28 protein-coding genes are annotated in these 25395 nt (G+C 69.6%); 4 read left to right on the top strand and 24 right to left on the bottom strand.

The window, feature by feature from the left end; genetic code table 11:
- Positions 1–150 precede the first annotated feature (150 nt).
- The 17 genes from RAC81_RS11770 to infC form a co-directional block, all read right to left on the bottom strand.
- The gene (locus tag RAC81_RS11770; RefSeq protein WP_375082507.1) at positions 151–1116 is read right to left on the bottom strand and encodes an NAD-dependent epimerase/dehydratase family protein; all 966 of its coding nucleotides are present in this window, start codon (positions 1114–1116) and stop codon (positions 151–153) included.
- A 62-nt stretch (positions 1117–1178) separates the two neighbouring features.
- Entirely contained in the window at positions 1179–1898 is a 720-nt protein-coding gene (locus tag RAC81_RS11765; RefSeq protein ID WP_375082506.1) for a DUF402 domain-containing protein, read from the bottom strand.
- Between the two features lie 25 nt (positions 1899–1923).
- A complete protein-coding gene (locus RAC81_RS11760; protein ID WP_375082505.1) occupies positions 1924–2247 on the bottom strand; it encodes a type II toxin-antitoxin system PemK/MazF family toxin in 324 nt (107 codons plus the stop codon).
- Between the two features lies 1 nt (position 2248).
- Complete coding sequence (locus RAC81_RS11755; RefSeq protein WP_375082504.1) at positions 2249–2482, bottom strand: hypothetical protein; 234 nt, start codon at positions 2480–2482, stop codon at positions 2249–2251.
- A gap of 56 nt (positions 2483–2538) precedes the next feature.
- A complete protein-coding gene (gene pheT, locus RAC81_RS11750; protein WP_375082503.1) occupies positions 2539–5061 on the bottom strand; it encodes a phenylalanine--tRNA ligase subunit beta in 2523 nt (840 codons plus the stop codon).
- Positions 5061–6101 carry a phenylalanine--tRNA ligase subunit alpha gene (gene pheS, locus RAC81_RS11745; protein ID WP_375082502.1) on the bottom strand — a complete coding sequence of 347 codons (1041 nt, stop codon included), beginning with the start codon at positions 6099–6101 and terminating at the stop codon, positions 5061–5063. The genes pheT and pheS overlap by 1 nt, the downstream gene beginning before the upstream one ends.
- Positions 6102–6134: 33 nt before the next feature.
- A complete protein-coding gene (locus RAC81_RS11740; RefSeq protein ID WP_375082501.1) occupies positions 6135–7082 on the bottom strand; it encodes an amino acid ABC transporter permease in 948 nt (315 codons plus the stop codon).
- On the bottom strand, positions 7079–7726 hold the full coding sequence (locus tag RAC81_RS11735) for an amino acid ABC transporter permease (RefSeq protein ID WP_096713640.1): 648 nt from the start codon (positions 7724–7726) through the stop codon (positions 7079–7081). Before RAC81_RS11735 ends, RAC81_RS11740 begins: the two co-directional genes overlap by 4 nt.
- A 71-nt stretch (positions 7727–7797) precedes the next feature.
- Positions 7798–8706 carry a glutamate ABC transporter substrate-binding protein gene (locus RAC81_RS11730; protein WP_251587537.1) on the bottom strand — a complete coding sequence of 303 codons (909 nt, stop codon included), beginning with the start codon at positions 8704–8706 and terminating at the stop codon, positions 7798–7800.
- A 56-nt stretch (positions 8707–8762) separates the two neighbouring features.
- Positions 8763–9512 carry an amino acid ABC transporter ATP-binding protein gene (locus RAC81_RS11725; protein WP_374209321.1) on the bottom strand — a complete coding sequence of 250 codons (750 nt, stop codon included), beginning with the start codon at positions 9510–9512 and terminating at the stop codon, positions 8763–8765.
- Positions 9513–9877: 365 nt separating this feature from the next.
- Positions 9878–10846 carry a TAXI family TRAP transporter solute-binding subunit gene (locus tag RAC81_RS11720; RefSeq protein ID WP_375082500.1) on the bottom strand — a complete coding sequence of 323 codons (969 nt, stop codon included), beginning with the start codon at positions 10844–10846 and terminating at the stop codon, positions 9878–9880.
- Complete coding sequence (locus tag RAC81_RS11715; RefSeq protein ID WP_375082499.1) at positions 10843–12219, bottom strand: ATP-binding protein; 1377 nt, start codon at positions 12217–12219, stop codon at positions 10843–10845. Before RAC81_RS11715 ends, RAC81_RS11720 begins: the two co-directional genes overlap by 4 nt.
- A gap of 3 nt (positions 12220–12222) precedes the next feature.
- Positions 12223–12891 (bottom strand): response regulator transcription factor, encoded by a 669-nt coding sequence (locus tag RAC81_RS11710; protein WP_375082498.1) that lies wholly within the window; start codon positions 12889–12891, stop codon positions 12223–12225.
- A 90-nt stretch (positions 12892–12981) separates the two neighbouring features.
- Positions 12982–13794 carry a TrmH family RNA methyltransferase gene (locus RAC81_RS11705; RefSeq protein ID WP_375082497.1) on the bottom strand — a complete coding sequence of 271 codons (813 nt, stop codon included), beginning with the start codon at positions 13792–13794 and terminating at the stop codon, positions 12982–12984.
- 103 nt (positions 13795–13897) lie between these two features.
- Complete coding sequence (rplT, locus tag RAC81_RS11700; RefSeq protein ID WP_045252681.1) at positions 13898–14284, bottom strand: 50S ribosomal protein L20; 387 nt, start codon at positions 14282–14284, stop codon at positions 13898–13900.
- Positions 14285–14316: 32 nt separating this feature from the next.
- Positions 14317–14511: a 50S ribosomal protein L35 gene (gene rpmI / locus RAC81_RS11695; protein ID WP_067357502.1), complete on the bottom strand. Its 195-nt coding sequence runs from the start codon at positions 14509–14511 to the stop codon at positions 14317–14319.
- Between the two features lie 74 nt (positions 14512–14585).
- A complete protein-coding gene (gene infC, locus RAC81_RS11690) occupies positions 14586–15224 on the bottom strand; it encodes a translation initiation factor IF-3 (protein ID WP_096713647.1) in 639 nt (212 codons plus the stop codon).
- Between the two features lie 232 nt (positions 15225–15456).
- Here infC and RAC81_RS11685 point away from each other — a divergent pair, with 232 nt between their 5' ends.
- A complete protein-coding gene (locus tag RAC81_RS11685) occupies positions 15457–15855 on the top strand; it encodes a DUF1844 domain-containing protein (protein WP_375082496.1) in 399 nt (132 codons plus the stop codon).
- A gap of 64 nt (positions 15856–15919) precedes the next feature.
- Here RAC81_RS11685 and RAC81_RS11680 read toward each other — a convergent pair whose 3' ends face one another.
- Entirely contained in the window at positions 15920–16702 is a 783-nt protein-coding gene (locus RAC81_RS11680) for an SseB family protein (protein WP_375082495.1), read from the bottom strand.
- Positions 16686–17432 carry a bifunctional 1-(5-phosphoribosyl)-5-((5-phosphoribosylamino)methylideneamino)imidazole-4-carboxamide isomerase/phosphoribosylanthranilate isomerase PriA gene (priA, locus tag RAC81_RS11675; RefSeq protein WP_341933974.1) on the bottom strand — a complete coding sequence of 249 codons (747 nt, stop codon included), beginning with the start codon at positions 17430–17432 and terminating at the stop codon, positions 16686–16688. The genes RAC81_RS11680 and priA overlap by 17 nt, the downstream gene beginning before the upstream one ends.
- Positions 17433–17930: 498 nt before the next feature.
- On the opposite strand from priA, the gene RAC81_RS11670 reads away from it, so the two are divergent.
- Positions 17931–19259, top strand: a complete 1329-nt coding sequence (locus tag RAC81_RS11670) for an AAA family ATPase (protein WP_375082494.1) — start codon at positions 17931–17933, stop codon at positions 19257–19259.
- Here the strand turns inward: RAC81_RS11670 and hisH are convergent, their stop codons facing one another.
- From hisH to RAC81_RS11650, 4 genes are read right to left on the bottom strand one after another with little or no spacing between them, the layout of a single operon-like run.
- Complete coding sequence (gene hisH, locus RAC81_RS11665) at positions 19260–19901, bottom strand: imidazole glycerol phosphate synthase subunit HisH (protein WP_375082493.1); 642 nt, start codon at positions 19899–19901, stop codon at positions 19260–19262.
- The gene (gene hisB / locus RAC81_RS11660; RefSeq protein WP_375082492.1) at positions 19898–20515 is read right to left on the bottom strand and encodes an imidazoleglycerol-phosphate dehydratase HisB; all 618 of its coding nucleotides are present in this window, start codon (positions 20513–20515) and stop codon (positions 19898–19900) included. The genes hisH and hisB overlap by 4 nt, the downstream gene beginning before the upstream one ends.
- Positions 20512–21606, bottom strand: a complete 1095-nt coding sequence (locus RAC81_RS11655) for a histidinol-phosphate transaminase (protein WP_375082491.1) — start codon at positions 21604–21606, stop codon at positions 20512–20514. Before RAC81_RS11655 ends, hisB begins: the two co-directional genes overlap by 4 nt.
- 37 nt (positions 21607–21643) lie before the next feature.
- The gene (locus tag RAC81_RS11650) at positions 21644–22006 is read right to left on the bottom strand and encodes a LysM peptidoglycan-binding domain-containing protein (protein ID WP_375082490.1); all 363 of its coding nucleotides are present in this window, start codon (positions 22004–22006) and stop codon (positions 21644–21646) included.
- Between the two features lie 291 nt (positions 22007–22297).
- Here RAC81_RS11650 and lexA point away from each other — a divergent pair, with 291 nt between their 5' ends.
- Together lexA and RAC81_RS11640 are read left to right on the top strand one after the other, a co-directional pair.
- A complete protein-coding gene (lexA, locus tag RAC81_RS11645; protein WP_096713658.1) occupies positions 22298–22984 on the top strand; it encodes a transcriptional repressor LexA in 687 nt (228 codons plus the stop codon).
- A gap of 51 nt (positions 22985–23035) precedes the next feature.
- Positions 23036–24901: a S9 family peptidase gene (locus tag RAC81_RS11640; RefSeq protein ID WP_375082489.1), complete on the top strand. Its 1866-nt coding sequence runs from the start codon at positions 23036–23038 to the stop codon at positions 24899–24901.
- Here the strand turns inward: RAC81_RS11640 and smpB are convergent, their stop codons facing one another.
- Positions 24902–25378 (bottom strand): SsrA-binding protein SmpB, encoded by a 477-nt coding sequence (gene smpB, locus RAC81_RS11635; RefSeq protein ID WP_050722832.1) that lies wholly within the window; start codon positions 25376–25378, stop codon positions 24902–24904. It abuts the gene before it with no gap.
- Positions 25379–25395 lie beyond the last annotated feature (17 nt).

Raw genomic sequence — 25395 nt, 5'->3', positions numbered from 1 at the left:
TAGAGTCGGCGGCCGCCGCGGCGTCGGCGCACAGCGATGACGCTCGGAGCGAGCGTCAGGGTGGCGGAGGCCGAAGGCATGCCGCGACGATAGCGCGCTCCTCGCGGGACGCGCAAATCCGCCGCGTCACAGAACGGGCACCGCGGCGGGTCAGGCCAGCAGCCGGAGGAGGGCGAGTTCGGCGTTGCGGGTGAGCCCGGCGCGCCGGTGGCGATCGACGCCCCGCTCTTCCTCGTCGGCGAAGACCGCCGCGACCGTGTCCTCGAGCGGTCGGAGATCGCCGCCCGCCTCGCGATAACGATGGTTCGACCGACGCATGAAGCCCGGCATGTCGGAGGGCAGCCAGAGCGGAAGCGACCGCTCGCCCATCCAGTAGCTCACGTTCTGCGCGACGAGCCAGTCGTCCGTCGCCTCCACGATGTCGCCGTCGTGCTGCGCGGCCGTGCGGAACAGCGCGAGCACCTCCGAGAGCGGATGCCGGTCGCCGATCGCATTCACGACGCCGGTGGCCGTCGTCGTCACGATGAACTTCGCGAGGTCGTCGACATCGATGACCTGCGCATCCCTGCCGTCGACGGTCGGCACGAGCACAGGCTCGGTGCGCGCCCGGAGGAACGCCGCCGCCCAATAGCCGAACCGGTCGCTCGGATCGCCGTCGCCGACGATGAGCCCCGGCCGGACGATCAGCGTCCGGTCGTCTCCCAGCTCGCGAACGGCGTTCTCGGCGGCGACCTTCTGGGCGCCGTACTCGTCGTCGCCGGGCGCGGCCGGAGCGACGAGCGGCGCGGCCTCGTCCGCATCGATCGTCACATCGTCGGAGTAGACCGACATCGACGAGACGTACGTCCAGCGTCGCGCCCGCTCCCCGAGCGCGTCGACGGCCCTTCGCACGTGATCGGCTCGCGACGAGATGTCGACCACGTGATCCCAGTCGGTGCGCGAGACGAGGTCGTAGGCGCCCGGGTCGTCGCGGTCGCCGATCGCGAGCGTCGCTCCGTCGGGCGCCGGGCGCTCGCCTCGCACGAGACAGGTCACCGCCGCGCCAGACAGCAGCCAGCGTTGCGCGATGCGCCCCGACAACCATCCGGTCCCGCCGAGGATCAGCACATCTGTCATGCACTCATGTCATCAGCATCCTCGCCGCGGCGGAAGAGGCATCCGCTGTCAGCGGACGCTCGTCAGGGCGCGCGCAGGTCCTCGAGCCCGTCGAGAACCGGCACGGTCCATGCGGAGTCGGGGCGCCAGGCGATCCACTCCGGGTCGAACGGCCAATCCCCGGCGGTGGACGAGGCGATGGCCGCCGCCGCGTGCGCCTCGATCTCGGCGGCCTGATCGCTGTCAAGGCGGCCCTGTTCAACGGCGGCGACGAGCTCGTCCTCGTCCTTCATGACGATCTGTCCGTCCGGCGCGATCTCGACGTCGAGCACATGGTCCGAGGTGAACGTCTCGCGGTCGGTGCGCAGGTGCGCGTTCTCGAGGTTCACGTACCACCCGGCGAAGACCCAGTCGTCGCCGCGGACATCGCTCCAGAACAACCACACCGACCAGGGCTTACCGGCCGGGGCGATCCGCAGGATGCCGTTGCCCACCCACTGCTCGACGATTCGCCTGCGCGGTTCGATCCAGCGCCGCTCGAGCGGAATCGACCGCAGTGACCCGCCGTCTGCCGCGCCCTGCCCCTCCTGCTCCGTCCCCGGCGCGAGCCAGGCGACGAGCCCGCGCTCGTCGTCCCGCACGACCCGCATCGGCGTGATCGTCGATGGCTCGCCGCGCAGCCATCCGGGCTTGCGGTAGTGCCAGTCGATCTGATCTCCGGGCGCCAGGAACGGCGCCTCACCGAGCGCACGCGTCCCGCGCGGTACCGACGGCGGCGTGGGGTGCGGGTTCACGGTCGTCATCTCGCCACGGTACCGCGTGGCGCCGTCACTCTTGCTCGGCCGTCGGAAGCGCGTCGAGGTCGAAAGCGAGGATGATCGCCCGAGCGAGCTGCGCCTCCTGCCTTTCCGAGAGGAATCCGATCGTGCGTCCCAGCACGCCGACGGGCACGGTGACGGTGTTGTCGATCGAGATGACACTGGACCTGTCGAGTCCATCGAGAGGGCCGACGGGAACCTCGCTGCTCAGGCCCTTCACCGTGGAGGCGATGGGCGCGACCGTCACCTTCGTCATACTGGCCCGGGCCGCGTCGCGCGTGAGCACGACGACCGGCCGCGTCTTGTCCAAACGCGCGAGGCAGATCTCCCGCACGTCAGCGCTCGATCTCGAACCTGCCGACCGTCCAGTCCACCAGGCCGTCGAGATCGTCCGCCGCTCCCCGTCGGGTCAGGATCTCTGCGTCATTCTCCGCGGCTCTACGCCGCAGCTCCCGCTGGATCGCGACGGTCACAAGGGCGGTGCGGCTCGCCGCTGCTCCCGCGGCGACGAGCGCATCCAGCTCCGACACGGTCGTGTCGGGGAGGCGGACGGCGATCTGAGTGCTCATGACTCGAGGATACGCCTGCTGCATCCCATATCGGTATGCAGCAGGCGTCCGCCGGTTCAGTCGCGGATCGCCGCCCCGAAGCGCTTGGTGGCCACGGCCACGCCCGCGAGCTTCGCCTCGGTGGCCTCCGCAGCCGTGAGCGTGCGGTCGTCGGCGCGGAAGCGCAGCGCGAACGTGAGGCTCTTCGTTCCCGCGGCGAGTCCGTCGCCGCGGTAGTCGTCGACGAGGCGCACGGACTCGAGCAGCTCGCCCGCGCCTTCGACGAGGGCCGCGCGGACATCACCCGCGGGCACCTCGGCGGGCACGACGAGCGAGACGTCCTGCGTCGCCGCGGGGAACGTCGACAGCGACGGCGCCACCGACTTCCCGCCGGCGAGGGACAGGATGCCGTCGAGGTCGAGTTCGACCACGGTCGCGCGACCCGGCAGATCCGCAGCGGAGGCGACGTCGGGGTGGAGCTCGCCCACGTACCCGACCTCGGTGCCGCCGACGGTGAGCACGCCTGCGCGACCCGGGTGCAGTGCCGCACGCTGCGACTGCGCCACGTCGATCGTCACACCCGCCGCTTCGCCGATGACGCGCACGGCATCCAGCGCTTCCGACAGGCCGGAGGGCTCTGCTGCACGGCCGGGCTGGCGCGCCGCGGTGTTGCCGGTGAGCAGCACGGCGACATGGCGGTGCTGCGGCGGGATCGACGCGTTCAGCTGCGCGAGGGTCTCGTCCGAGGGACGCTCACCCAGCGGCGGCACCTCGTCGGTACCGTACGTGACGCCGGGCTCCGGAAGGAAGACGACACCGGTCTCGAACAGCGCGAGATCGGTCAGGCCGCGCGAGATGTTGCGGTGCGCGGTCTGCAGCAGCCCGGGGACGAGCGAGCGACGCAGGTACGGCGCCGACCCGTCGAGCGGATTCGCCAGCCGGATGCTGGGCAGGGGCTCCCCCGATGCCGACCCGTGCAGATCGTTCTGCGCTTCCGTCGTGAACGGGAACGACGGCGTCTCGACCAGACCGGCTGCGGCGAGAGCGTTCGCGACGCGACGGCGCCCCTGCTGGTGAGCGGTCAGACCCCGACCCGAGGGCGGGGTGGGCAGCACCGACGGGATGCGGCCGAGCCCGTGGATGCGCGCGACCTCCTCGGCCAGCGACCACTTGTCGGTGATGTCAGGACGCCAGGTCGGCGGGATGACGGTCCAGCCGGCTCCCTCGGCGTTCGAACCCGCCAAGGGAGCGACGTCGGCGCCGATCATCGTCAGAGCATTGGTGATCTCGGCATCCGTGTAGTCCACGCCGATGAGCCCCTGCACGAAACCGGCGGGCAGCTCGATCTCGGCGACGAAGATCTCGGCGAAGAGCGCGCCGCCCTCCTCCGTCAGCGTTCCTCCGGCCAGCTCGACCATGAGGTCGGCGGCGCGGCGGGCCGCGACGAACGGCACGAGCGGGTCGACGCCGCGCTCGAAGCGCTTGGACGCCTCGCTCGGCAGCTTGTGCCGGCGGGCCGTCCGCGCGATCGTGATCGGGTCGAAGGTGGCCGCCTCGATGAGCACGTTGCGCGTCGTGTCGCTCATCTCGGTGGTGCCGCCGCCCATCACGCCGGCGAGGCCGATGGGACCGGACTCGTCCGTGATCAGCAGGTCCTCGACGTGGAGCTTCCGCTCCTGTCCGTCGAGGGTGGTCATCTTCTCGCCGGGCGTGGCTCGGCGAACAGTGATGCCGCCCTGAAGCGTGTCGAGGTCGTAGCCGTGCAGGGGCTGGCCGAGCTCGAGCATCACGTAGTTGGTGATGTCGATCAGCACGCCCAGCGACCGCATGCCGGCGAGCGACAGGCGAGCGATCATCCACGGGGGCGTGGGACGCGAAGGGTCGACGTCGCGCACGACCCGCGTGACGAACTCGCTCGCCCCGACCCGGCCCCGGATGGGCGCAGCGTCGTCGACGATGGCGGTGTGGCCGGTTCCCGGCTGTAGCTCGGTGAAGTCCCGCTCGGCGGGGTCGCGGAACTCCGCGCCCGTCGCGTGCGAGTACTCGCGGGCGATGCCGCGCACCGAGAACGCGTAGCCGCGATCGGGTGTGACGTTCACGTCGACCGCGACGTCGTCGAGTCCGAGCAGCGCGATCGCATCGGCGCCGACGGGGGCATCGATGCCGAGATCCGACAGCACGAGGATGCCGTTGTGCTCGTCGCCCAGGCCGAGTTCGCGCGCCGAGGCGATCATGCCGTCGGACACATGCCCGTAGGTCTTGCGCGCCGCGATGGGGAACGGCCCGGGCAGCACGGCTCCGGGAAGCGTCACCACGACCTTGTCGCCGACGACGAAGTTGTGCGCGCCGCAGACGATGCCGCGGACGCCGCCGTTCTCCTCGCCGACGTCGACCTGGCACCAGTTGATCGTCTTGCCGTTCGACTGGGGTTCCGGCTCGAGCGACAGCACCTGGCCGACGACGATCGGACCCTGCAGGTCGAAACGGTGGACGTCCTCCTCCTCGAACCCGACGGAGACCATCGCCGCGAGGACGTCCTCAGGCGTCGCATCGGCTGCGACATCGACGTATTCACGCAGCCACGAGAGCGGGACGCGCATCACACCACCATCCCGTACTGCTCGCTGAAACGGACATCGCCCTCGGCCATGTCGCGCATGTCCTGCACGTCGCTGCGGAACATGAGTGCCCGCTCGACGCCCATCCCGAACGCGAAGCCGCTGTACACGTCGGGGTCGATCCCCGCCGCGCGCAGCACGTTCGGATTCACCATCCCGCATCCGCCCCACTCGATCCAGCGCGCGCCGCCCTTGAAGGTCGGGTGCCACAGGTCGAGCTCGGCAGAGGGCTCGGTGAACGGGAAGAAGTTCGTGCGGAAGCGGGTCTTCGCCTCCGGGCCGAAGAGCTGGCGCGCGACGTGGTCGAGCGTGCCCTTCAGGTGGGCCATCGAGATGCCCTTGTCGATCACGAGGCCCTCGAACTGCGTGAACACCGGCAGGTGAGTCGCGTCGAACTCGTCGGTGCGGTAGACGCGGCCGGGGCAGAGCACGTAGATCGGCACATCGCGGTCGAGCATCGAGCGAACCTGCACCGGACTCGTGTGGGTGCGCATGACGAGGTGACGCGAAGTGGGGTCGACGTAGAACGTGTCCTGCTCCTGGCGTGCGGGGTGATCGACGTCGAAGTTCAGCGCGTCGAAGTTGAACCACTCGTGCTCGAGTTCCGGGCCCTCGGCGATCTCCCACCCCATGCCTACGAAGATGTCGGAGATCTGCTCGCTGAGCAGGGTGAGCGGATGCCGGGCGCCGACGCGCGACCGCGAAGAGACCGCGGTGATGTCGACGCGCTCGGACTCGAGCCGGGCCGCGACCTCGGCGGCGGCGAGCTCGGACTCCTTGGCCGCGAGAGCCTGCGTGACCCGTCCTCGTCCCTGGCCGACGAGCTTGCCGAACGCGGCCTTGTTCTCCGGTGCGACCTGGCGCATCGAGGCGTTCAGGACGGCCAGCGGCGATCCCTCCGCGACGTGCGCCGCGCGAGCGGCTTTCAGCTCGGCGGTGTCGGCTGCCGCGGCGATGGCGTCGAGCGCCGCCGCGACGGCGGCTTCGACCGCTTCCGGGGTGATTTCGAGAGACTCAGACACGAGAGTCGAGTCTACCGGCGGGCGGCGATGCGCTCAGACGCCGCCTGCGCCGGTACTCGTGCCGTCGAACTTGCCTGCCCCGCGTTGCATCGCGATCAGCTCGGTGTTCGTGCCGCCCTCGTGCTGACGAGGGTCCGGTCCTTCGTTCGGGCCGCCGGGCGCTCCTACGCCTCCGCGCAGCTTGGGCGACCGCCGGGTGCGGATCTCCAGCCAGCGAGCGATGCCCGACAGGATGAGGCACATGACGATGTAGATGCCGCCGATCACGAACGCGGACTGCAGCACGGGGCGTCCCTGCTGTGACGTCAGCTGCTTCGCGAAGTACAGCAGCTCGGGGTACGTGATGATGAACCCGAGCGCGGTGTCCTTGAGAGTCACGACGAGCTGGGCGACGATCACCGGCAGCATGGCACGGATTGCCTGCGGCAGGAGGATGAGGCGCATGACGCCGCTCTTGCGAAGACCGATCGCGTAGCCGGCCTCCTTCTGGCCGCGGGGCAGCGACTCGACGCCCGCACGGATGACCTCGGCGAGCACGGAGCCGTTGTAGACCATGAGCGCGATCACGACGGCCCAGTAGGGTTCCATCTTCACGCCGACCGTCGGCAGACCGTAGTAGAGCAGCATCATCAGCACGAGCACGGGAACCGCGCGGAAGACCTCGGTGACGACGGTCACGGGCACGCGGATCCACGCGTGATCCGACAGACGACCGATCGCGAGGACGAATCCGACGACGAGGCTCAGCACACCTGCGAGGGCGAACGCCGCGAGGGTGCGCCCCAGGGCGCCCAAGATCTGCGTCCACACGGCGCTGAAGGTGAAGACATACCAGCGCGATGCGTCGAACTGCCCGCTGACGGCGAAGCGCCAGACGATGAAGCCGAGCAGGGCGAGGATGACGACGACGGTCGCCACCCCGAGGAGGCGGTTCCGGAGGATCGCCTTGGGACCGGGGACGTCGTACAGGACGGAAGTCATCGCGCGATCCTCCACTTGTTCTCGAGATACCGCTGGAGCCAGCTGAGCAGCAGGACGAGGGCGACGAAGATCGCCGCGACCCACAGGAGGACGACGAGCGCGTTCTCACCGCGCTCGCTGAGGTAGGAGCGGATCGCTCCCAGCTCGAGAACCGAGAAGCCCGCGGCGACCGTGGTGTTCTTGAGCAGGGCGATGAACACGCTCATCATGGGCGGAACGACCGACCGGAAGGCCTGCGGGAGGACGACCAGGGACATGACCTGCCCGAACGGCAGGCCGATCGCCCTGGCGGCCTCTGCCTGCCCGACGGGGACGGTGTTGATGCCGGCACGCAGCACCTCCGCGACGTAGGTCGCGGTGTAGATGCCGATCGCCAGGATGCCGAGGATGGTGGTGCTGAGCTTCGGCAGTCCCAGCTGGGGGTAGCCGAAGACGAAGAAGAAGAAGACGAGCGTCAGCGGGGTGTTGCGGATGAGGTTCACGTAGACCGTGCCGACGCCGCGCGCGATCGGAACGGGCGAGACCCGCATGGCGCCCACGATGATACCGAGGACGAGAGCGAGGACACCGCCGCCGAAGAAGATCAGCAGGGTGTTGCCCAGCGCCCTCCCCCACAGGTCGGTGTTTCCGAAGATGACGTCCACGCCGTCCTCCCCTTCTGGGTTCTGAGGAGGGGGCGGCCACGTCGGGCCGCCCCCTCGGGTCGTTCAGTCGATCAGTCGACGGCCGGCTGGGTGACCTCGATGCCCGAGGAGCCGAGGTTCTTGTCGAAGATCGCCTGCCAGATGTCGCCACCGTCGGTGAACATCGTGTTGATGAACTCCTGCAGCGCGGCGTCGTCCTTCGCGAGGCCCACGCCGTAGCGCTCCTCCGTGAACGGCTCGCCGACGACCTTGAGGTTGTCGGGGTCCTGCGCCGCGTAGCCGATCAGGATCGCCTGGTCGGTCGTGACAGCCTGGACCTCGCCCGAGAGCAGAGCCTCGACGCACGCGGAGTACAGGTCGAACTCCTTGGTCGGAACCTCCGGGTAGTTCGTGCGGATGTTCTGGATCGGCGTGGAACCGGTCGCCGAGCACACCGTGGTGTCGGCGTTCAGGTCCGCTTCGCTCTTGATGTCGTCGTTGTCGGCGGCGACGAGCAGGCCCTGTCCGGTGATGAAGTACGGACCGGCGAAGGCGATCTGCTCCTTGCGCTTGTCGGTGATCGAGTAGGTGCCGACGTAGTAGTCGATGTCACCGTTCGTGATCGCCTGCTCGCGGTTCGCCGAGGCGATCGGCTTGAACTCGATCTTGTCCTCGTCGTAGCCGAGCGACGCGGCGATCCAGCGGGCGATGTCCACGTCGAATCCGGTGCGCTCGTTGGTCGTGACGTCGAGGTAGCCGAGACCGGGCTGGTCCTCCTTGACGCCGATGACGACCTTGTCGCGCTCCTTGATGGCGTCGAACGTCGGGCTGCCCTCGAGGTCGACGTCCGTCGCCACCTCGAACCAGGTCGAGTCCTCTCCGCCCTCGTCGCCGCCGGTGCCTCCGCCGGGGTTCGAGGGGCTGCCGCTGTTGCAAGCGGTCAGGGCGAGCAGTGCAGCGGCTGCGATACCGAGTCCTGCCAGTGTCCGTGTGCGTCGCATGTGCGTCTCCTTCGTGTGCTGTGTGTGCAGGGTCTGTGAAAGGTGCGGGGGCCGGGTCAGTGCGTGAGGAGCTTCGAGAGGAAGTCCTTCGCCCGATCGCTCTTCGGGTTCGTGAAGAACTCCTCCGGCTTCGCCTCTTCGACGATCTGACCGTCGGCCATGAAGACGACGCGGTCGGCGGCCTTGCGCGCGAAGCCCATCTCGTGGGTCACGACGATCATCGTCATGCCCTCCTGAGCGAGCTCGACCATGACGTCGAGCACCTCGTTGATCATCTCGGGGTCGAGCGCGCTGGTGGGCTCGTCGAAGAGCATGACCTTGGGATGCATGGCCAGGGCGCGCGCGATCGCGACGCGCTGCTGCTGTCCGCCGGAGAGCTGAGCGGGGAGCTTGGACGCCTGCTGCGCGACACCCACCCGCTCGAGCAGGGCCATGGCCTCCTTCTCGGCATCCGCCTTCTTCATGCCACGGACCTTGATCGGGCCGAGCGTCACGTTCTCGAGGATCGTCAGGTGAGCGAAGAGGTTGAACGACTGGAACACCATGCCCACGTCGGCACGGAGGTTCGCGAGCCCCTTGCCCTCGGCGGGCAGGGCCTTGCCGTCGATGCTGATCGTCCCGCTCGTGATGGTCTCGAGGCGGTTGATCGTGCGGCACAGGGTGGACTTGCCGGAACCCGAAGGTCCGATCACGACCACGACCTCGCCGGCGTTCACCGTGAGGTTGATATCCGTGAGCGCCTGGAAGTCGCCGTAGTGCTTCTGCACGTCGTCGACCACGACGAGGGGCTTATCAGAGGTCATCATTTCTCCAAACTAACCACGTGTGTGACGCGGCTCCAGGCGGACTCGGGGAGATTTACACGTTCGTAATCCCCTGATCGCGGCGGTTCCGCCTCGGCGGCGGAGTGCCCCCCGGTCCGCCCCCGCGAACCGTGGGGGCGTCCCTGCTGCCGTGCTCCTCCCCCAAGGAGCTCGAGGCAGCAAGCCTCCGATCCGATGCGATCGAGCGCTGAGGCGACGGGATGCCGAAGACCTCGCCTGCGGGCAGGGCGTCGGGACTGCGGCATAGGAGTTCTCCGTCGAATCATGCGCGATCGACCCCAGATTGGCAGAGCAGAATACGGCGACGAGAACTTCTTGAGGATTTCTTGAGATCGGCGATCGGAATATCAGTCGCGCTGCTCGCGGAAATACTCGATCGCCCCGGGGTGCAGCGGGACGGGACCGGTGAAGATGGCCTGCGTGCGGTCGAGGAGGGCGGCGACGGGCACGTCGTGCGCAAGGCGTGTGCGTCCGTCGAAGAGACCGCGCAGGACGTCGTGCACCACCCCCGCAGGGGTGTCGCTCGAGGTCACGAGGTAGTTCGGCACCGCGAGCGTCGGCTCGGACCGCTCGAGCCCGTAGAGGCCGACCGGCAGGTCTGAGGGGCGGTAGGCGTACGAGTAGCGCTCATTGACCCGGTTCACCCAGCTCTGCTCGATCGGCAGAAGCCGCACCGGGGTCGTCTGCGCGAGTTCGGCGATGCCGGGAGTGGGGACGCCGCCGACCCAGAAGAAGCCGTCGATCCCCCCGCTCTGCAGCGCGTCGATCGACGCGGCGAGTCCGAGCTCCGGGTCGCTGATCGACGCGGGGTCGACGCCCGCGGCATCCAGCACGCGCGATGCGATGACGTTGACCCCCGAGTTCTGGGCGCCGAGCGACACGACGCGACCCGCAAGATCGTCGAGTCCGTCGATGTCCGAGTCAGCGCGCACCACGACGTGCAGGTACTCGTCGTAGAGGCGGGCGACGGCCTGCACGGAGAGCGGGTCGTGGAACGCGCCGTCCCCCTCCACCGCATCCGCCGCGGCGTCCCCCTGCGCGAAGCCGAGCAGGGCATCCCCGGAGCTGACGCGGAGCAGGTTGTCGACCGAACCGGCGGTCTGCACGGCGGTTATGCGCACGTCGAGGCCGCTCCCGAGCTCGGCGGCGAGCCCCTCGCCGTAGGCGAAGTAGACGCCGTTCGCCCCGCCTCCCGCGATCTCGTAGTCGGTGTCGCGCCACTCCGCGGATCGCGATGAGCACGCGCTCATCGAGCCGGCGACCAGCACGGCGAGCACGCCGGCGACGATGCGCCGACCCGACACGCCCCGCGTCATGCGTGCACTCCGTCCGGCAGCACGAGGGTGACGAGCAGTCCGCCGCCGTCCGGCGACTCGACGAGCAGCTCGGCCCCCAGGGATTCGAGCAGATCCGTCGCGATCGCGAGGCCGAGACCTGAACCGGGGGTGTCCCCCCGGTCATCGCTGCGCCAGAAGCGGTCGGTGGCCGCCGCCGCCTGCTCGTCGGTGAGACCCGGTCCCTGGTCGCGCACGGTGAGCCGGCACGCATCGACGTCTCGCTGCGCCGTGACCTCCACGACCGAATCCGGGGTCGAGTACTTCACAGCGTTGTCGATCACGGCATCCAGCGCGCTCTCCACGATCGTGCGGTCGGTCACGGTCATGACGGGCTCGCCTTCCGGCGCCATGACCGAGATGCCCCGCTGAGCGGCGACCTCCTGCCAGGCCTCCGCGCGTCGCCCTGCCAGCGCGGTCAGGTCGACCGCCGAGACGGTGGTGTCGCCGCGGCCGCCCCTGGCGAGACTCAGCAGCGTCTCGAGGATGCGGACCATGCGTCTTCCTTCCTCGCGCGTCTCCTCGACATCGTCGCGCCAGTCGTCGCCGAGTCCCGTCGACAGGTGCTCGACGCGGAGAAGCAGCGCGTTGAGGGGATTCCGCAGCTCGTGCGACGCGTTCAGCGCGAACTCCTGCTGCCTCGTCATCACCCGCTCGATCTCATCGGCCATGCCGTTGAACACCCGCGTCATCCGTCGCAGCTCCGGCGGACCTGTGTCCTCCGCGACACGCGCATCCATCTCCCCGCGCTCGATCGCGATCATCGCCTCGTCGAGTCGCCGCACCGGCGAGAGCACCCAGCGCGCGAGCTGCATCACCAGCAGGATGCCGAGGCCGACCGTGACCACGGACACGAGCGAGAGCACGATGACCTGCTGCACGATCTCAGCCCGCGGAGCCGCGGTGTCGGCAGACACCATGACCGCACCGATGACGTCTCCGTCGTCGAAGACCGGCTCGACCAGCGAGGACTCCGCGACGCTCCAGGGGAAAACCGGCGCCGGAGCCTCCGCCCGCCGGCCGGACAGCGCGAGGCCCACGCGCGCCGCCTCCTCGTCGGAGAGGACGTCGTCCTCGCGGTCACCGGCCGCCCAGGCCGTTCCGGCCAGATCGAAGACCCGCACATCGATGTCGTACACCTCGTGGAACCGGCGCACCTCCGCGTCGATCACGGTGGCGCTCCCCGACCTCAGTGACTGCCTCGCACTGGTCACGAAGTACGCGAGGTCGCCGAGCTGCTCGGTGTAGAAGGTCTGCTGGATGCTGCGCGTCGCGCTCCACGCCGTGACGCCGCCGAGCGACACGAGGATCGCGATCAGCGGGACGAGGAACACGACGACGAGGCGCCTGCGCATCCCTCAGCCCGCCAGCCGGTAGCCGACACCGCGCACGGTCTCGATCAGCCGACGCTGCCCGGCCTTGCGGCGGATCGCTCCCACGTGCACCTCCAGCGAGTGGCCGAAGCCCCGCCAGTCGGTGTTCCACACCTCGCGGATCAGCCTCTCCTTCGGCACGGCGACGCCGGGGTACCGCGCGAGCACCGCGACGATGTCGAACTCCTTGCGCGTCAGCTCGATGGGCTCTCGGTCCACGACGACCTGCCGAGCGACGAAGTCGATGCGCACGGTGCCTCCGTCGAGATCGACGACGCCCTCCGACTCCGGCCGCACCGGGCGGGACCGCCTCGTGACCGCCTCGATGCGGGCGAGCAGCTCGTGCACGTCGTAGGGCTTGACCACGAAGTCGTCGGCGCCGGCCCGAAGCCCCTTGATGCGCTCGGTGACCTGGTTGCGGGCCGTCACGATCACGATGGGCACCTCGGAGCGCCCGCGGATGCGGCGGCACAGATCGATGCCGTCGACGTCGGGGAGGCCGAGATCCAGGAGGACGACCTCGGTGTCTGCGCCGAGGAGGTCGAGCGCCGCGGCCCCGTCGGCCGCGCGGACCGTGGCGTAGCCGGATCGGGCGAGAAATGCGTCGAGTGCGGCGGCGACACGCTCGTCGTCCTCCACGATCAGAATCCGCATCGACCCCGGTCCCCTTCTCCGCCCACGCGCAGGGACAAACCCTACCAGTCGGGTCCTCGTCGCGGACTCGGCGGGAGAGGCGGGGAGGGGTCAGGCCGACGCGCCGGCGCGCTGCGCGAAGGCGCTCTCGTACAGGCACACGCTCGCCGCGGTCGCGAGATTCAAGGATTCGGCTCGGCCGAAGATGGGCAGCTTGAGCACCCGGTCAGCCCTGTCGAGCGCGTCGTCGTCGAGTCCCCGGGCCTCGTTCCCGAACAGCCATCCCGTCGGCTCTGCGAGCACGCCGTCAGCGCGCGCCTGCAGCAGGTCGTCGCCCTTGACGTCGGCGGCGAGGATCGTGAGTCCCGCGGCGTGTGCCCGCACGACCACGTCGTCGAGCTCGGCGCCCACGGCGACCGGAAGGTGGAAGAGCGATCCCGTGGTGGCGCGCACGACCTTCGGGTTGTACGGATCGACGGTGCGGCCGGTGAGCACGACGGCATCCGCGCCGGCCGCGTCCGCCGCCCGGATGATCGTTCCCAGATTGCCCGGGTCGCGGATCTCCTCGCAGATCGCCACGAGCCGCGGAGACCCGTCGAAGATGTCGCGCGCCGAGGTCGGCGTCTGCCGCACGACGGCGACGAGTCCCTGCGGCGTCACGGTGTCGGCCATGGCGTTGAGCACGTATTCCGTGACCAGCTCGACCGTGACATCGGCATCCGACGCCTTGGCCCGGATGTCGGGATGCTTGTCCCACCCGGTCGGGGTCGCGAAGAGTTCGACGATGGCCTCGGGGCTGTAGGTGAGCGCCTCGCGGACCGCCTGCGGCCCCTCCGACAGGAACAGGCCCGTCTCCGCGCGCGCACTGCGCTTGGTCAGCTTCGCGACGGCACGGACTCGGGGGGACCGGGGGTTCTCCAGCACGATCTCAGTCTAGGGAACAGCGGACGCGGATCCGTGGAGAACAGCGGGCGAACGACAGAGGACGCCTTCCCGAAGGAAGGCGTCCTCTGTGCTGACGAGCTGCTTACGCAGCCGACTTCGGCGCGTTGACGTCGGAAGGCAGAGCCTTCTTGGCCGTCTCGACGAGCGTGGTGAACGTCGCCGCGTCGTTGACCGCGAGGTCGGCGAGCATGCGACGGTCGACCGTCACGCCCGCGAGGCCGAGGCCCTGGATGAAGCGGTTGTACGTGATGCCGTTCTGGCGTGCAGCGGCGTTGATGCGCTGGATCCAGAGGCGACGGAAGTCACCCTTGCGCTTGCGACGGTCCCGGTACGAGTAGACCAGGGAGTGGATGACCTGCTCCTTGGCCTTCCGGTACAGGCGCGAACGCTGACCGCGGTAGCCGGACGCGCGCTCGAGGATGACGCGGCGCTTCTTGTGGGCGTTTACTGCCCGCTTGACTCTTGCCATTTTCGTGTGTTCCTATTCGTGCGTTCGGCGCGTCAGCGGCCGAGAAGCTTCTTGGCGACCTTGAAGTCGGCCTTCGAGAGCACCTGGTCCTGGTTCAGGCGACGGGTGCGACGGCTCGACTTGTGCTCGAGGTTGTGGCGCATGTTCGCCTGCTGCTTCTTCAGCTTGCCGCTGCCGGTGATCTTGAAGCGCTTCTTAGCACCCGAGTGGGTCTTCTGCTTCGGCATCTTCTCTTCCTTCGTATGGCGCCTTCTCAGGCGACGGGGTCAACCCGCGGTGCGGGAGTCGGTGGGGGCGGTCGTCACTCCGCCGCGGCCTCGGCCGGAGCATCGGCCTCGTGCTTGGCGTCGCGCGCTGCCTGCTTCTTCGCATCGCGGACGGCGTTCTGCTCCTGCTTCGCTTCGGACTTGCTCTTCAGCGGAGCCACGATCATCACCATGTTGCGACCGTCGATCGTCGGGTTTGACTCGACGGTGCCGAGCTCGGCGACGTCCTCGGCGAACTTGCGCAGCAGACGCACACCCTGCTCGGGACGCGACTGCTCACGACCGCGGAAAAGGATCATGGCCTTGACCTTGTCTCCGGCCTTGAGGAAGCCCTCGGCGCGCTTGAGCTTCGTCGTGTAGTCGTGCGCCTCGATCTTCAGACGGAAGCGGACCTCTTTGAGAACGGTGTTCGCCTGGTTGCGGCGAGCTTCCTTCTCCTTCTGGGCGGCTTCGTACTTGAACTTGCCGTAGTCCATGATCTTGACCACGGGGGGCTTCGAGTTGGGGGCCACCTCGACGAGGTCGAGGTCGGCTTCCTGCGCAAGGCGCAGCGCCGCCTCGATGCGGACGACGCCGATCTGCTCACCCGCGGGGCCGACGAGGCGGACCTCGGGGACGCGGATGCGCTCATTGGTGCGGGGATCGCTGATGCGGAACTCCTTAGACGATGGGATTCGGCCATCGGGATGCTGTCTGCATCCCGAGCGAAATCGGAATCGTCCCCCACCCGCCGGCAGTCAGACGCCGGCTTCGCACCCTGTCTACCGGTCGCATCTGACGACGCGATCCGGCGGAGCGCAAGACCCGGTAGCCTGGAACGGCAAGCGCGGGTGGGAAGTGAATCCTCTTTCGTGCCGGAGCATGACGCTCCGGAGCCCGACATAGTCTAACAGAGAGCAAGGCGAAGTGACGAACCAGGTATCGGACGATTCCGCACGCGAGCGCGAGGAGCGCTGGGCACGGCAGGAGGAGGCCGCATCGTCAGCCACCCGCGACATCGCCGATGTGCCCGCCGTGGAGGTCATCACCACCGCCGCCGTGCACCTCATGAGCGCCGCCGCCGTGAAGCTCGGCCTCGCCGACGACCCGGATGCGGCCGAGCAGCTCGACCTCGACGAGGCACGCAAGCTCATCAACTCCCTCGCCGGCCTCATCACCGCCGGCGCACCGGAGATCAGCGACATGCACGCCCGCTCCCTGCGCGACGGACTCCGCTCCCTTCAGCTCGCATTCCGCGAGGCCTCGACTATCCCCGACCCGATCGGCAAGGGTCCCGGCGAGAAGTGGACCGGCCCGGTCACCTAGGTCTGCGGGGGACGGTCGCTGGGATGTTCCCTGCGCCCTCGCCGCCTGTTGATCAGGCAGGAGGCTAGGCGGAGCGACGGAGCTTGACCGTGAGGGAGTCGGCGAGCACGGCGATGCGGTCGTCGGCGGCCCAGCGCTGTGCGAGGCGGGCGAGCACGGCATCCAGAACCTCGCGCTCGAGTCCGTCAACCAACTCCAGCACGACGACGAGCTCGGGGCCGCGGAGCCGTGCCTCCGGATCACCGGCCGCCACCGACACGTCGATCACGGCGAGCTCGTGCGCGACGCTCTCCTGGAGGGCACGGAAGACCTCCGGCGACAGGAAGCTGGGCTCCCACGCAAGCCCCTGCGCGATCGACCAGACGGCGGGCCGCCGGATGACGAACTCGGTGTCGGCGGTCGGATCGAGCACGATGAGGTCCGTGTCCTCGGCTGATGCCGACAGAGCCACGCGCACGGCTTCGACCGGGATCGGCCGCGCCGCGGCATCCCACTGCTGCATCGTCTGAACCGACGAGAACACCGGCTGCACGCGGCGGCCGTCGGGTGCGGCGACCGTCACGATCGACAGCTCCTGCGTCTTGTCGACGGCGAGACCGCTGGGCGCCACGCCCTCCTCGCCCTTCTCGGCGATGAGGGGTATCAGCACACGGGCCGAACGGAACGCGTCGACGACCTCGGCCTGCGATCCCTCCCCCTTCCGGAAGCGCGTCAGGGCTGCGAGCAGTGCGGGGTCGGCGGATCCGTCGTCGCCGGAGTGCGGGTTCGACTCGAAGCTGCGACCTTCCCACGGCACCCCTGCAGAGTCGCCGTGGTGATGGCCGTGGTCATCAGTCCCCTGCGACATCCAGAGCCTCGGCCAGCGTGAACGCGCCGGCGTAGAGCGCCTTCCCGACGATCGCACCCTCGACGCCGAGCGGCACGAGGTCGCGCAGGGCGATGATGTCGTCGAGGTTGGAGATGCCACCCGAAGCCACGACGGGCTTCGGGGTGCGCGACGTCACCTCGCGGAGCAGTTCGAGGTTCGGACCCTTGAGCGTCCCGTCCTTGGTGACGTCGGTGACGACGTAGCGGCTGCACCCGGCATCCTCGAGGCGCTCGAGCACCTCCCAGAGGTCGCCGCCCTCCTTCGTCCACCCGCGCGCGGCGAGCGTCGTGCCGCGCACGTCGAGCCCCACGGCGATGGCCTCGCCGTAGCGGCCGATGACGTCGGCCGCCCATTCGGGGTTCTCCAATGCCGCGGTGCCGAGGTTGATGCGCGTCGCGCCGCTCTCGAGAGCCGCCTCGAGCGTCGCGTCATCCCGGATGCCGCCGGACAGCTCCACGTTCACGTTGCGGTACTGCTTGATGACCTTGCGCAGGATCGGGGCGTTGCTGCCTCGTCCGAAGGCCGCGTCGAGGTCGACCAGGTGGATCCACTTCGCGCCCTGCGACACCCACTCCCCGGCGGCGTCGAGCGGGTCGCCGTAGCTGGTCTCGGTGCCGGCCTCCCCCTGGGTGAGCCGGACGGCCTTTCCGCCGGCCACATCGACCGCGGGGAGCAGGGTGAGAGAGGGAGACTGCGCGAAGTCGTTCATGACGTCCTCAGGTGAGATGGATGCGCCTGATCACCGGCACGAGAAACGACATTAGCCTCCGCGGGAGTCGGCTCCAAATGACGTGACGGAGACGGACGCTCTGCACGCGGTAGCCTCGATACCACGTCTATTCGGTCGATGAGGAGATGGTTCATGGCGCGCGACGGGGAAGCATACGGCGGAGGCCCCCTGCGGCGGGGCAACACTCCCCCGCCATCGGCGCCCGAGATCGTCGAGCGCGTGCCTCTCACGCCGCAGGATGACGACGACTGGCCGACCGTTCCGGCCAGCGCGCTTCGACCGCGGCCCGAGACCGGCGACCAGCCCGTTGGCGACCCGCGAACGGCACCGGCGCCATCGACTCGCGCCGAGGCCGCGGCCGCCGCATCCGGAGGATCGCCCGCCGCCCCCGCGCGCCCCGAGCCGGCCGCATCCCCGGCGCCCGCATCCCCGGCGCCCGCTGCTCCGGCCGCGGTGCCTTCCGTGCCTGGAGCGCCGATGACTCCACCCGCTCAGCAGACCTCAGCCGCTCAGCCGACCGCACCGGCCCCGCTGCCCGCCCCGGCGCAGCCGACCGCACCCGCTCAGCCGACCTCACCCGTGGGCCAACCTATCGTCTCCTCCGTCCCGACGATGCCTCCCGCTCCGACGGCGCCGCCTGCCCCGACGTCCGTGCCGGCGACGGCCCCGGTTCCGACGCGTCCCGCTCCGGCCGCACCCACCGCGCAGCCGGTGCCGCCGGTCGCCCCTGGGGCATCGACCCCCGCCGTGCCGGGCGCCGGAGCGCCGTCCGCGCCCGTCTCGCCCCCGTCGATCCCGCCCACTCCTCAGGGTGCGCCGGGACCTGCCGGTACCGGCCCCGCCGCCGATGCCGTCGCGTCGTCTCGCCGCCTGCAGCGCGAGCAGGGTATCGAGCGACGTTCCTTCCTGCAGCAGGATCCGCGCGAGGAGCCCGCCCGCCACGGAGGCCGGGGCGTGCTCAACCGCCTCGGCTTCTCCCTCGCCCCAAACGCCCAGGAGCGAGCGGTGCGCGAGGATGAGCACGCCGTGAGCCGGCATTGGCCCGGCCCTCGCACGGTCGCGGTCGTGAACGGCAAGGGCGGGGCGGGCAAGACCCCGGCCACCGTCCTCCTGTCCGCGGTGTTCGCGCAGTACGGCGGCGCGGGTGTGCTGGCCTGGGACAACAACCAGACCCGCGGAACGCTCGGCTGGCGCACCGAGACCGGCGCGCACGACAGGACGCTGCTCGAACTGCTCCCGCAGACGCAGCGGCTCCTCGGCGCGCAGGGCCAGTCGGCGGATCTCGCTCACTTCGTGCACCACCAGCCGCAGGAGAAGTACGACGTGCTGCGCTCTAAGCCGATCCGCCTCGCACACGAGAATCGGCTGAGTCCCGACGACGTGGATGCGATCCACGCCGTGGCCGCGAAGTTCTATCGCCTCATCATCATCGACTCCGGCAACGACGAGTCCGACCCGATGTGGTTGCGGATGATCGAGCTCGCTGACCAGATCGTCGTCGCCACCACCACCCGCGACGACCACGCGGAAGCCGGCGCCCTGCTGCTCGAGGCCCTCGAGGACCGGGACGAGCGCTCCGCGCGACTGGCGCGCGAGTCCGTGGTCGTGGTCAGCCAGGCAGACCCCAAGGCGTCATCGGCCGACGTCGCCGAGGTCGTCGCCGGGTACCAGCCGCTCGCCCGCGATGTCGTGCAGATCCCGTTCGACCGCGAGATGGTCGACGGCCACCTGCGTCTACGGGCTCTGGCCGCGCCGACGCAGCGTGCGTGGCTGTCAGCTGCCGCCGCGGTGGCACGCGGCTTCTGATCAGTCGCGCAGGCTGTTCACCCAGTTGCGCAGCAGCTGGATGCCCGCCTCCCCCGACTTCTCGGGGTGGAACTGCGTCGCGGACAGCGGACCGTTCTCGACGGCCGCGAGGAACGGCTCGCCGTACGTCGACCAGGTGAGCACGGGCTGCGGGAACGGCGGGATCACGTCGAGCTCCCACGACTGCGCCGCGTAGGAGTGCACGAAGTAGAACCGCTCGTCTTCGATGCCCCGGAACAGGACGCTGTCGCTGCCCGGCTCCACCGTGTTCCACCCCATGTGGGGTAACACCGGGGCGTTGAGCTCGGTGACGGCACCCGGCCACTCGCCGAGTCCCTCGGCGTCGTGACCACGCTCCACGCCGTGGGAGAAGAGCACCTGCATGCCGACGCAGATCCCGAGCACCGGGCGCCCGCCCGCGAGTCGGCGATCGATGATCTCGTCGCCTCCGTGCGCGTGGAGCGCATCGCGCACCGCCTGGAAGGCGCCGACGCCGGGGACGAGCAGGCCGTCGGCCTCGAGCGCCTCGGTGCGGTCACGGGTGAGCACGGCGTCAGCCCCCGCCGCGACCAGCGCTTTGACGGCCGAGTGCACGTTGCCGGACTCGTAGTCGAAGACCGCGACGCGGGGTGCGCCGCTCACAGCGCGCCCTTGGTCGAGGGGATGCCGTCGACGAGCGGGTCGAGCGCCTTCGCCTCACGGAACGCCCTGGCGAACGCCTTGTACTCGGCCTCGGCGATGTGGTGCGGGTCGCGCCCGCCCAGGACCCGCACGTGCACCGTCAGGCCGGCGTTGAACGAGATCGCCTCGAACGTGTGTCGGACGAGCGAGCCGGTGAAGTGGCCGCCGATCAGGTGGTGCTCGAAACCCGCCGGCTCGCCCGTGTGAACGAGGTACGGACGCCCGGAGATGTCGACGACGGCCTGCGCGAGCGCCTCGTCGAGCGGGACCAGGGCGTCGCCGTAGCGCGAGATGCCGGACTTGTCGCCGAGCGCCTCGCGGATCGCCTGCCCGAGCACGATCGAGATGTCCTCGACGGTGTGGTGCGCGTCGATGTCCGTGTCGCCGGATGCGCGGACGGTGAGGTCGGTCAGCGAGTGCTTCGCGAATGCCGTCAGCATGTGGTCGAAGAAGGGCACCGACGTGTCGATCCGGCTCGCACCGGTGCCGTCGAGGTTCAGCTCGAGCTCGACGGTGGACTCCGAGGTGCTGCGCACACGCGTCGCGGTGCGCGGGGTCAGGGCGGTGCTGCTCATGAAGCCGATCCTATCGAGGCCAGCGCGTCGAGGAACGCGGTCGTCTCGGCCTCCGTGCCTGCGGTCACGCGGAGGTGACCGGGGATGCCCACGTCACGGATCAGCACACCGCGGTCGTAGAGCTGCTGCCAGACGGAGGCCGGATCGGACACACCGCCGAAGAGGACGAAGTTGGACCACGATTCGTGCGGCGTGTAGCCGAGAGCCTCGAGCGTCGCCGAGATGCGGTTCCGCTGCTCGACGATCTCCTCGACCATGCCGAGCATCACGTCGGAGTTGCGAAGCGCGGCGATGGCGGCGGCCTGCGTGAGCGCGCTCAGGTGGTAGGGCAGCCGCACGAGTCGCAGGGCGTCGATGAACGCGGGATCGGCGGCGAGGTAGCCGACGCGCGCGCCGGCGAAGGCGAAGGCCTTGCTCATGGTGCGGGAGACGGCGAGGCGGGGTCGCCCGCCGAGCAGGGTCAACGCCGATGGCGCGTCGTGCGGAGCGAACTCCTGATACGCCTCATCCACGACCACGATCCCGCGGCTGGCCTCGTATACCGCCTCGATCACATCGAGCGACAGCGGTGTGCCGGTGGGATTGTTGGGTGCGCACAGGAGGATGACATCGGGATCGGCCTCCTCGACCTGCACGGCGGCATCGTCGGGAGTGAGCGAGTAGTCGGACTGGCGCGTGCCGGCGACCCACGTCGCGCCCGTGCCCTTCGCGATGAGCGGGTACATCGAGTACGTGGGCGCGAAGCTGAAAGCGGTGCGCCCCGGCCCGCCGAACGCCTGCAGGATGTGCTGCAGAACCTCGTTGGAGCCGTTGCCGGCCCAGATCTGCTCCGCCGCGAGGCCGTGACCGAGATACTCCGCGAAACCCTCGCGGAGGGTGGTGAACTCGCGGTCGGGATAGCGGTTGACGTCGCGAAGCGCCACGGCGATGTCGTCGAGGATGTCGCTCGCCACCGCATCCGGAACCGGATGCGTGTTCTCGTTCACGTTCAGCGCGATGGGAAGTGGAGCCTGAGGAGCACCGTAGGGCGTGAGGCCTCGAAGATCGTCACGAAGCGGCAGGTCGGCGAGTGATGCAGTCACCCTTCCCATGGTAGGCCGCGCTGCGACTGCGGGCTGCCGAGTGACATCACTCGGAGTACTGCGCGGGGATCGCGATCTCCTGCCCGATCTGCAACGCGCCGCCCTGGAGGACGTTCAGGCGGGTGATGTCGCCGATGACCTCCCGCGGGTCGGCGCCGGGCGCGACGCTCTCGGCGATCGACCACAGGGTGTCGCCCGGCATGACCGTGACGGTCTCGAACGATGCCGTCGCGACGCTCTCGTTCGAGGCGAGGGCCGTGCCCCCGCTCAGAGCCGCGAAGCCGATGCCCCCGGCGAGCGGGACGGCGGCGAGAGCGAGCAGGAAGCGGCGACCGCGCGCCGTCAGCCGGAGGCGCGTAGCCGGACGTGCCGGAAGGACCGCTGCGCTGCTGAAGGTGATGGTGCTCATCTGGTGCTCCTCTGCTCTACCGCTGCGCGTCTGCGCCGGCGATGAAGTTGGCGTAGCGTTCGCATCCGCGACTCGGCCGGGAGCCATGAATGCGAAGCTACGTTCCGAAGGTATCTTCGAATTCGAACATCTGTCAAGAGTTCTTCGAAACCCGATCCCCGAATCGACCGACACGCTCGAACAGATCTTCCAGATCGGGCCGATTCTCGGATACGGTTTCGATACGCACACCCCATCACGGACCACCGACATTCGAATCCGGACCGCGATACCGCACACCTGAGGAGCACCATGAGCGAGATCTCCGCCCCCGAATCCGAGGCGCCGCGCACTCGGCGGAGGAAGAGCCTCAGCCCCAAGCAGATGGCGATCCTCGAGGTCATCCAGACGTCGATCAGCCGCTACGGCTACCCGCCGAGCATGCGCGAGATCGGCGACGCCGTCGGGCTCAAGTCGCTCTCCAGCGTGACCCACCAGCTCGGACAGCTCGAGCTGAGCGGATACCTGCGGCGAGATCCCGGCAAGACGCGCGCCATGGAGGTGCTCATCGACCTGCCGGGCACCGGCGCCGAGAACCCCGCCGATGTCGCGACCCCGGTCGGCGACGCCGCACTCGTCCCCCTCGTCGGCCGGATCGCCGCGGGCGTACCGATCACAGCCGACCAGCAGGTCGAGGAGATCTTCCCGCTCCCCCGCCAGCTCGTGGGCAAGGGCGACCTGTTCATGCTCAAGGTCTCCGGCGAGTCCATGATCGATGCCGCCATCTGCGACGGCGACTGGGTCGTCGTCCGGTCGCAGAACAGCGCGGAGAACGGCGAGATCGTCGCGGCGATGCTCGACGGCGAGGCGACCGTCAAGGTGCTGCGCCGCCGCGACGGTCACACCTGGCTGCTGCCGCGCAACTCGGCGTTCGAGCCCATCCTCGGCGACGAGGCCGTGGTGCTCGGCAAGGTCGTCGCCGTCCTGCGCGCCGTCTGACAGCATCCGCTCAAGCCCCGCCGGAACATCGGCGCGGCCTAGGCTCGAGGCATGCCCGCACCGTTCGGCTCCTGGCCGTCTCCCTTCACCCCCGCGTCGGTCGCCGCCTCATCGCCCCGCATCGACGGCGCACGGTTCGTCGGCGACGACGTCTGGTGGGGCGAGTCGGTCCCGGCCGAGGGCGGCCGCGTGACGGTGCGGAGTTCGACCGGCGACCAGCTGCTCCCGGCGCCGTGGAGCGCGCGCTCGCGAGTGCACGAGTACGGCGGCGGCGCCTGGACGGCCGACCACGACGGAACGCTCTACTTCGTCGACGCGAAGGACCAGCGCGTGCGCAAGGTGACGCGGGGCGGCGAGCCCGTGGCGCTCACGCCGCCAGGACCTGCTCACGGCGGTCTACGCCTGCAGCACGGGCGACTGTTCGCGGTGCGCGAGGACCTGACCGTCGACCCGCACCGCCGTGCCATCGTTGAGATCCCCACCGACGCAACGGCCGCGGACGATGCCGACGCAGTCCGGGTGATCGTCGAGGGCGAGGGCTTCTTCGCGCATCCTGCGCCGTCGCCTGACGGTAGCCGGATCGCGTGGGTCGAGTGGGACGCGACGCGGATGCCGTGGCAGTCGGCGCGTCTCGCGATCGCCGACGGCTCGCGCACGACGGTCGTTCCGACCCGCGCCGCCCTGCAGCCGGAGTGGGCGGACGATGACGAGCTCGTGTTCGCCGACGACCCGTCCGGCCGCTGGGCGCTCCACCGAGTGCGCATCGATCACGACGGACGTCCGGCAGCTCCGAGGGCCGCGACAGGCGCCGAGGCGGATGCCGACACCGGCTACGGACTCTGGGTTCTCGGCAACCGCTGGTTCCGGGTGCTGGAGGACGGCCGGATCGTGGCCGTGCGCACGAACGGCCGAGACGCGGTCGTCGTGATCTCACCCGACGGCAGCGTCCGGCCGCTGAGCGTCCCGACCGACGGCCATGTCAGCGTCGATGATGCGTCAGGGTCGCGCGTGCTCCTGTCGGGCACCAGCTCGACCGGGGCTCCCGGCCTGTGGCTCGTCGACGTCGACACCGGCGCCGTCGAGGCTGTCGCCGGCGGCGCGCCGGCCGACCCCGCGTGGATGCCGACGGCATCCGCTCTGGTCGTCGAGGGCGCTCACGGCCCCGTGCACGCCTTCGCCTACCCGCCGGCGAACCCCTCGGCGACCGCGCCCGAGGGTGAGCAGCCTCCGTACATCGTGCTCGTGCACGGCGGTCCGACCGCTCATGTCACCGGAGCCGCGTCCTCGGCCGTCGCGTTCTACACCAGCCGAGGCATCGGCGTGCTCGACGTCAACTATGGCGGGTCGAGCGGTTACGGGCGCGCGTACCGCGAGCGCCTGGACGGCGCGTGGGGCGTCGTCGACGTCGACGACGTGATCGACGCGGCGCGCGGGCTCGTCGACGCGGGGTTGGCGGACCCGGCCCGCATCGCGATCAAGGGCGGCTCGGCAGGCGGGTGGACCGTGCTGTCGGCCCTGGTGCGCGGAGGCACGTTCGCCGCCGGCATCAGTCGGTACGGCGTCGCCGACCTGCGGATGCTCGTCGAACACTCCCACGACTTCGAGGCGCACTACATCGAAGGGCTCGTCGGTCCCCTTCCCGATGCGGAGGACCTCTACGAAGAGCGCTCACCGCTCACGCAGGCCGATCGCATCGACGTGCCCGTGCTGCTCATGCAGGGCGGAGAGGACCGGGTCGTTCCGCCGGCGCAGTCGGAGGCGATCCGCGATGCACTGGCGGCCCGCGGCGTCGAGCACGAGTATGTGCTCTATCCGTCCGAGGGCCACGGGTTCCGAGCAGCGGAGACCGTCGTCGACGCTCTCGAGCGCGAACTCGCGTTCCTCGGCCGGGTGTTCGGCTTCAGCCCGGCTGACTGATCACTCGCCCACGCGATTGCGCAGGCGCATGGCGCGCTCAGCCTCGCGCGTGTCCTGCCTCTCCCGCAGGGTCTGCCGCTTGTCGTACTCGCGCTTGCCCTTCGCGAGAGCGATCTCGACCTTGGCGCGGCCGTCGGAGAAGTAGAGCTTCAGGGGAATCAGTGTGTAGCCGCCCGCCGAGACGGCGTGCGCGAGCTTGGCGATCTCCTCGCGGTGCAGCAGGAGTTTGCGGATTCGCTTGGCCGAGTGGTTGGTCCAGTGCCCCTGCGAGTATTCGGGGATGTGCACGGCGTCGAGGAACACCTCGTTGCCCTTCACGAACGCATAGCCGTCACTGAGGTTCGCGCGCCCCTGACGCAGTGACTTGACCTCGGTGCCGGTGAGCACCATCCCCGCCTCGTACGACTTCTCGATGTTGTAGTCGTGACGTGCGCGACGATTGGTCGCGATGACCTTCTCCCCGCGTTCCCTGGGCATGATTCTCTCCTGTGCGT

Source organism: Microbacterium sp. CR_7 (assembly GCF_041954755.1).
GTDB lineage: Bacteria > Actinomycetota > Actinomycetes > Actinomycetales > Microbacteriaceae > Microbacterium.
The sequence above is the reverse complement of the archived record's forward strand: the minus strand, read 5'-3'. Positions and strand labels throughout refer to the sequence as shown.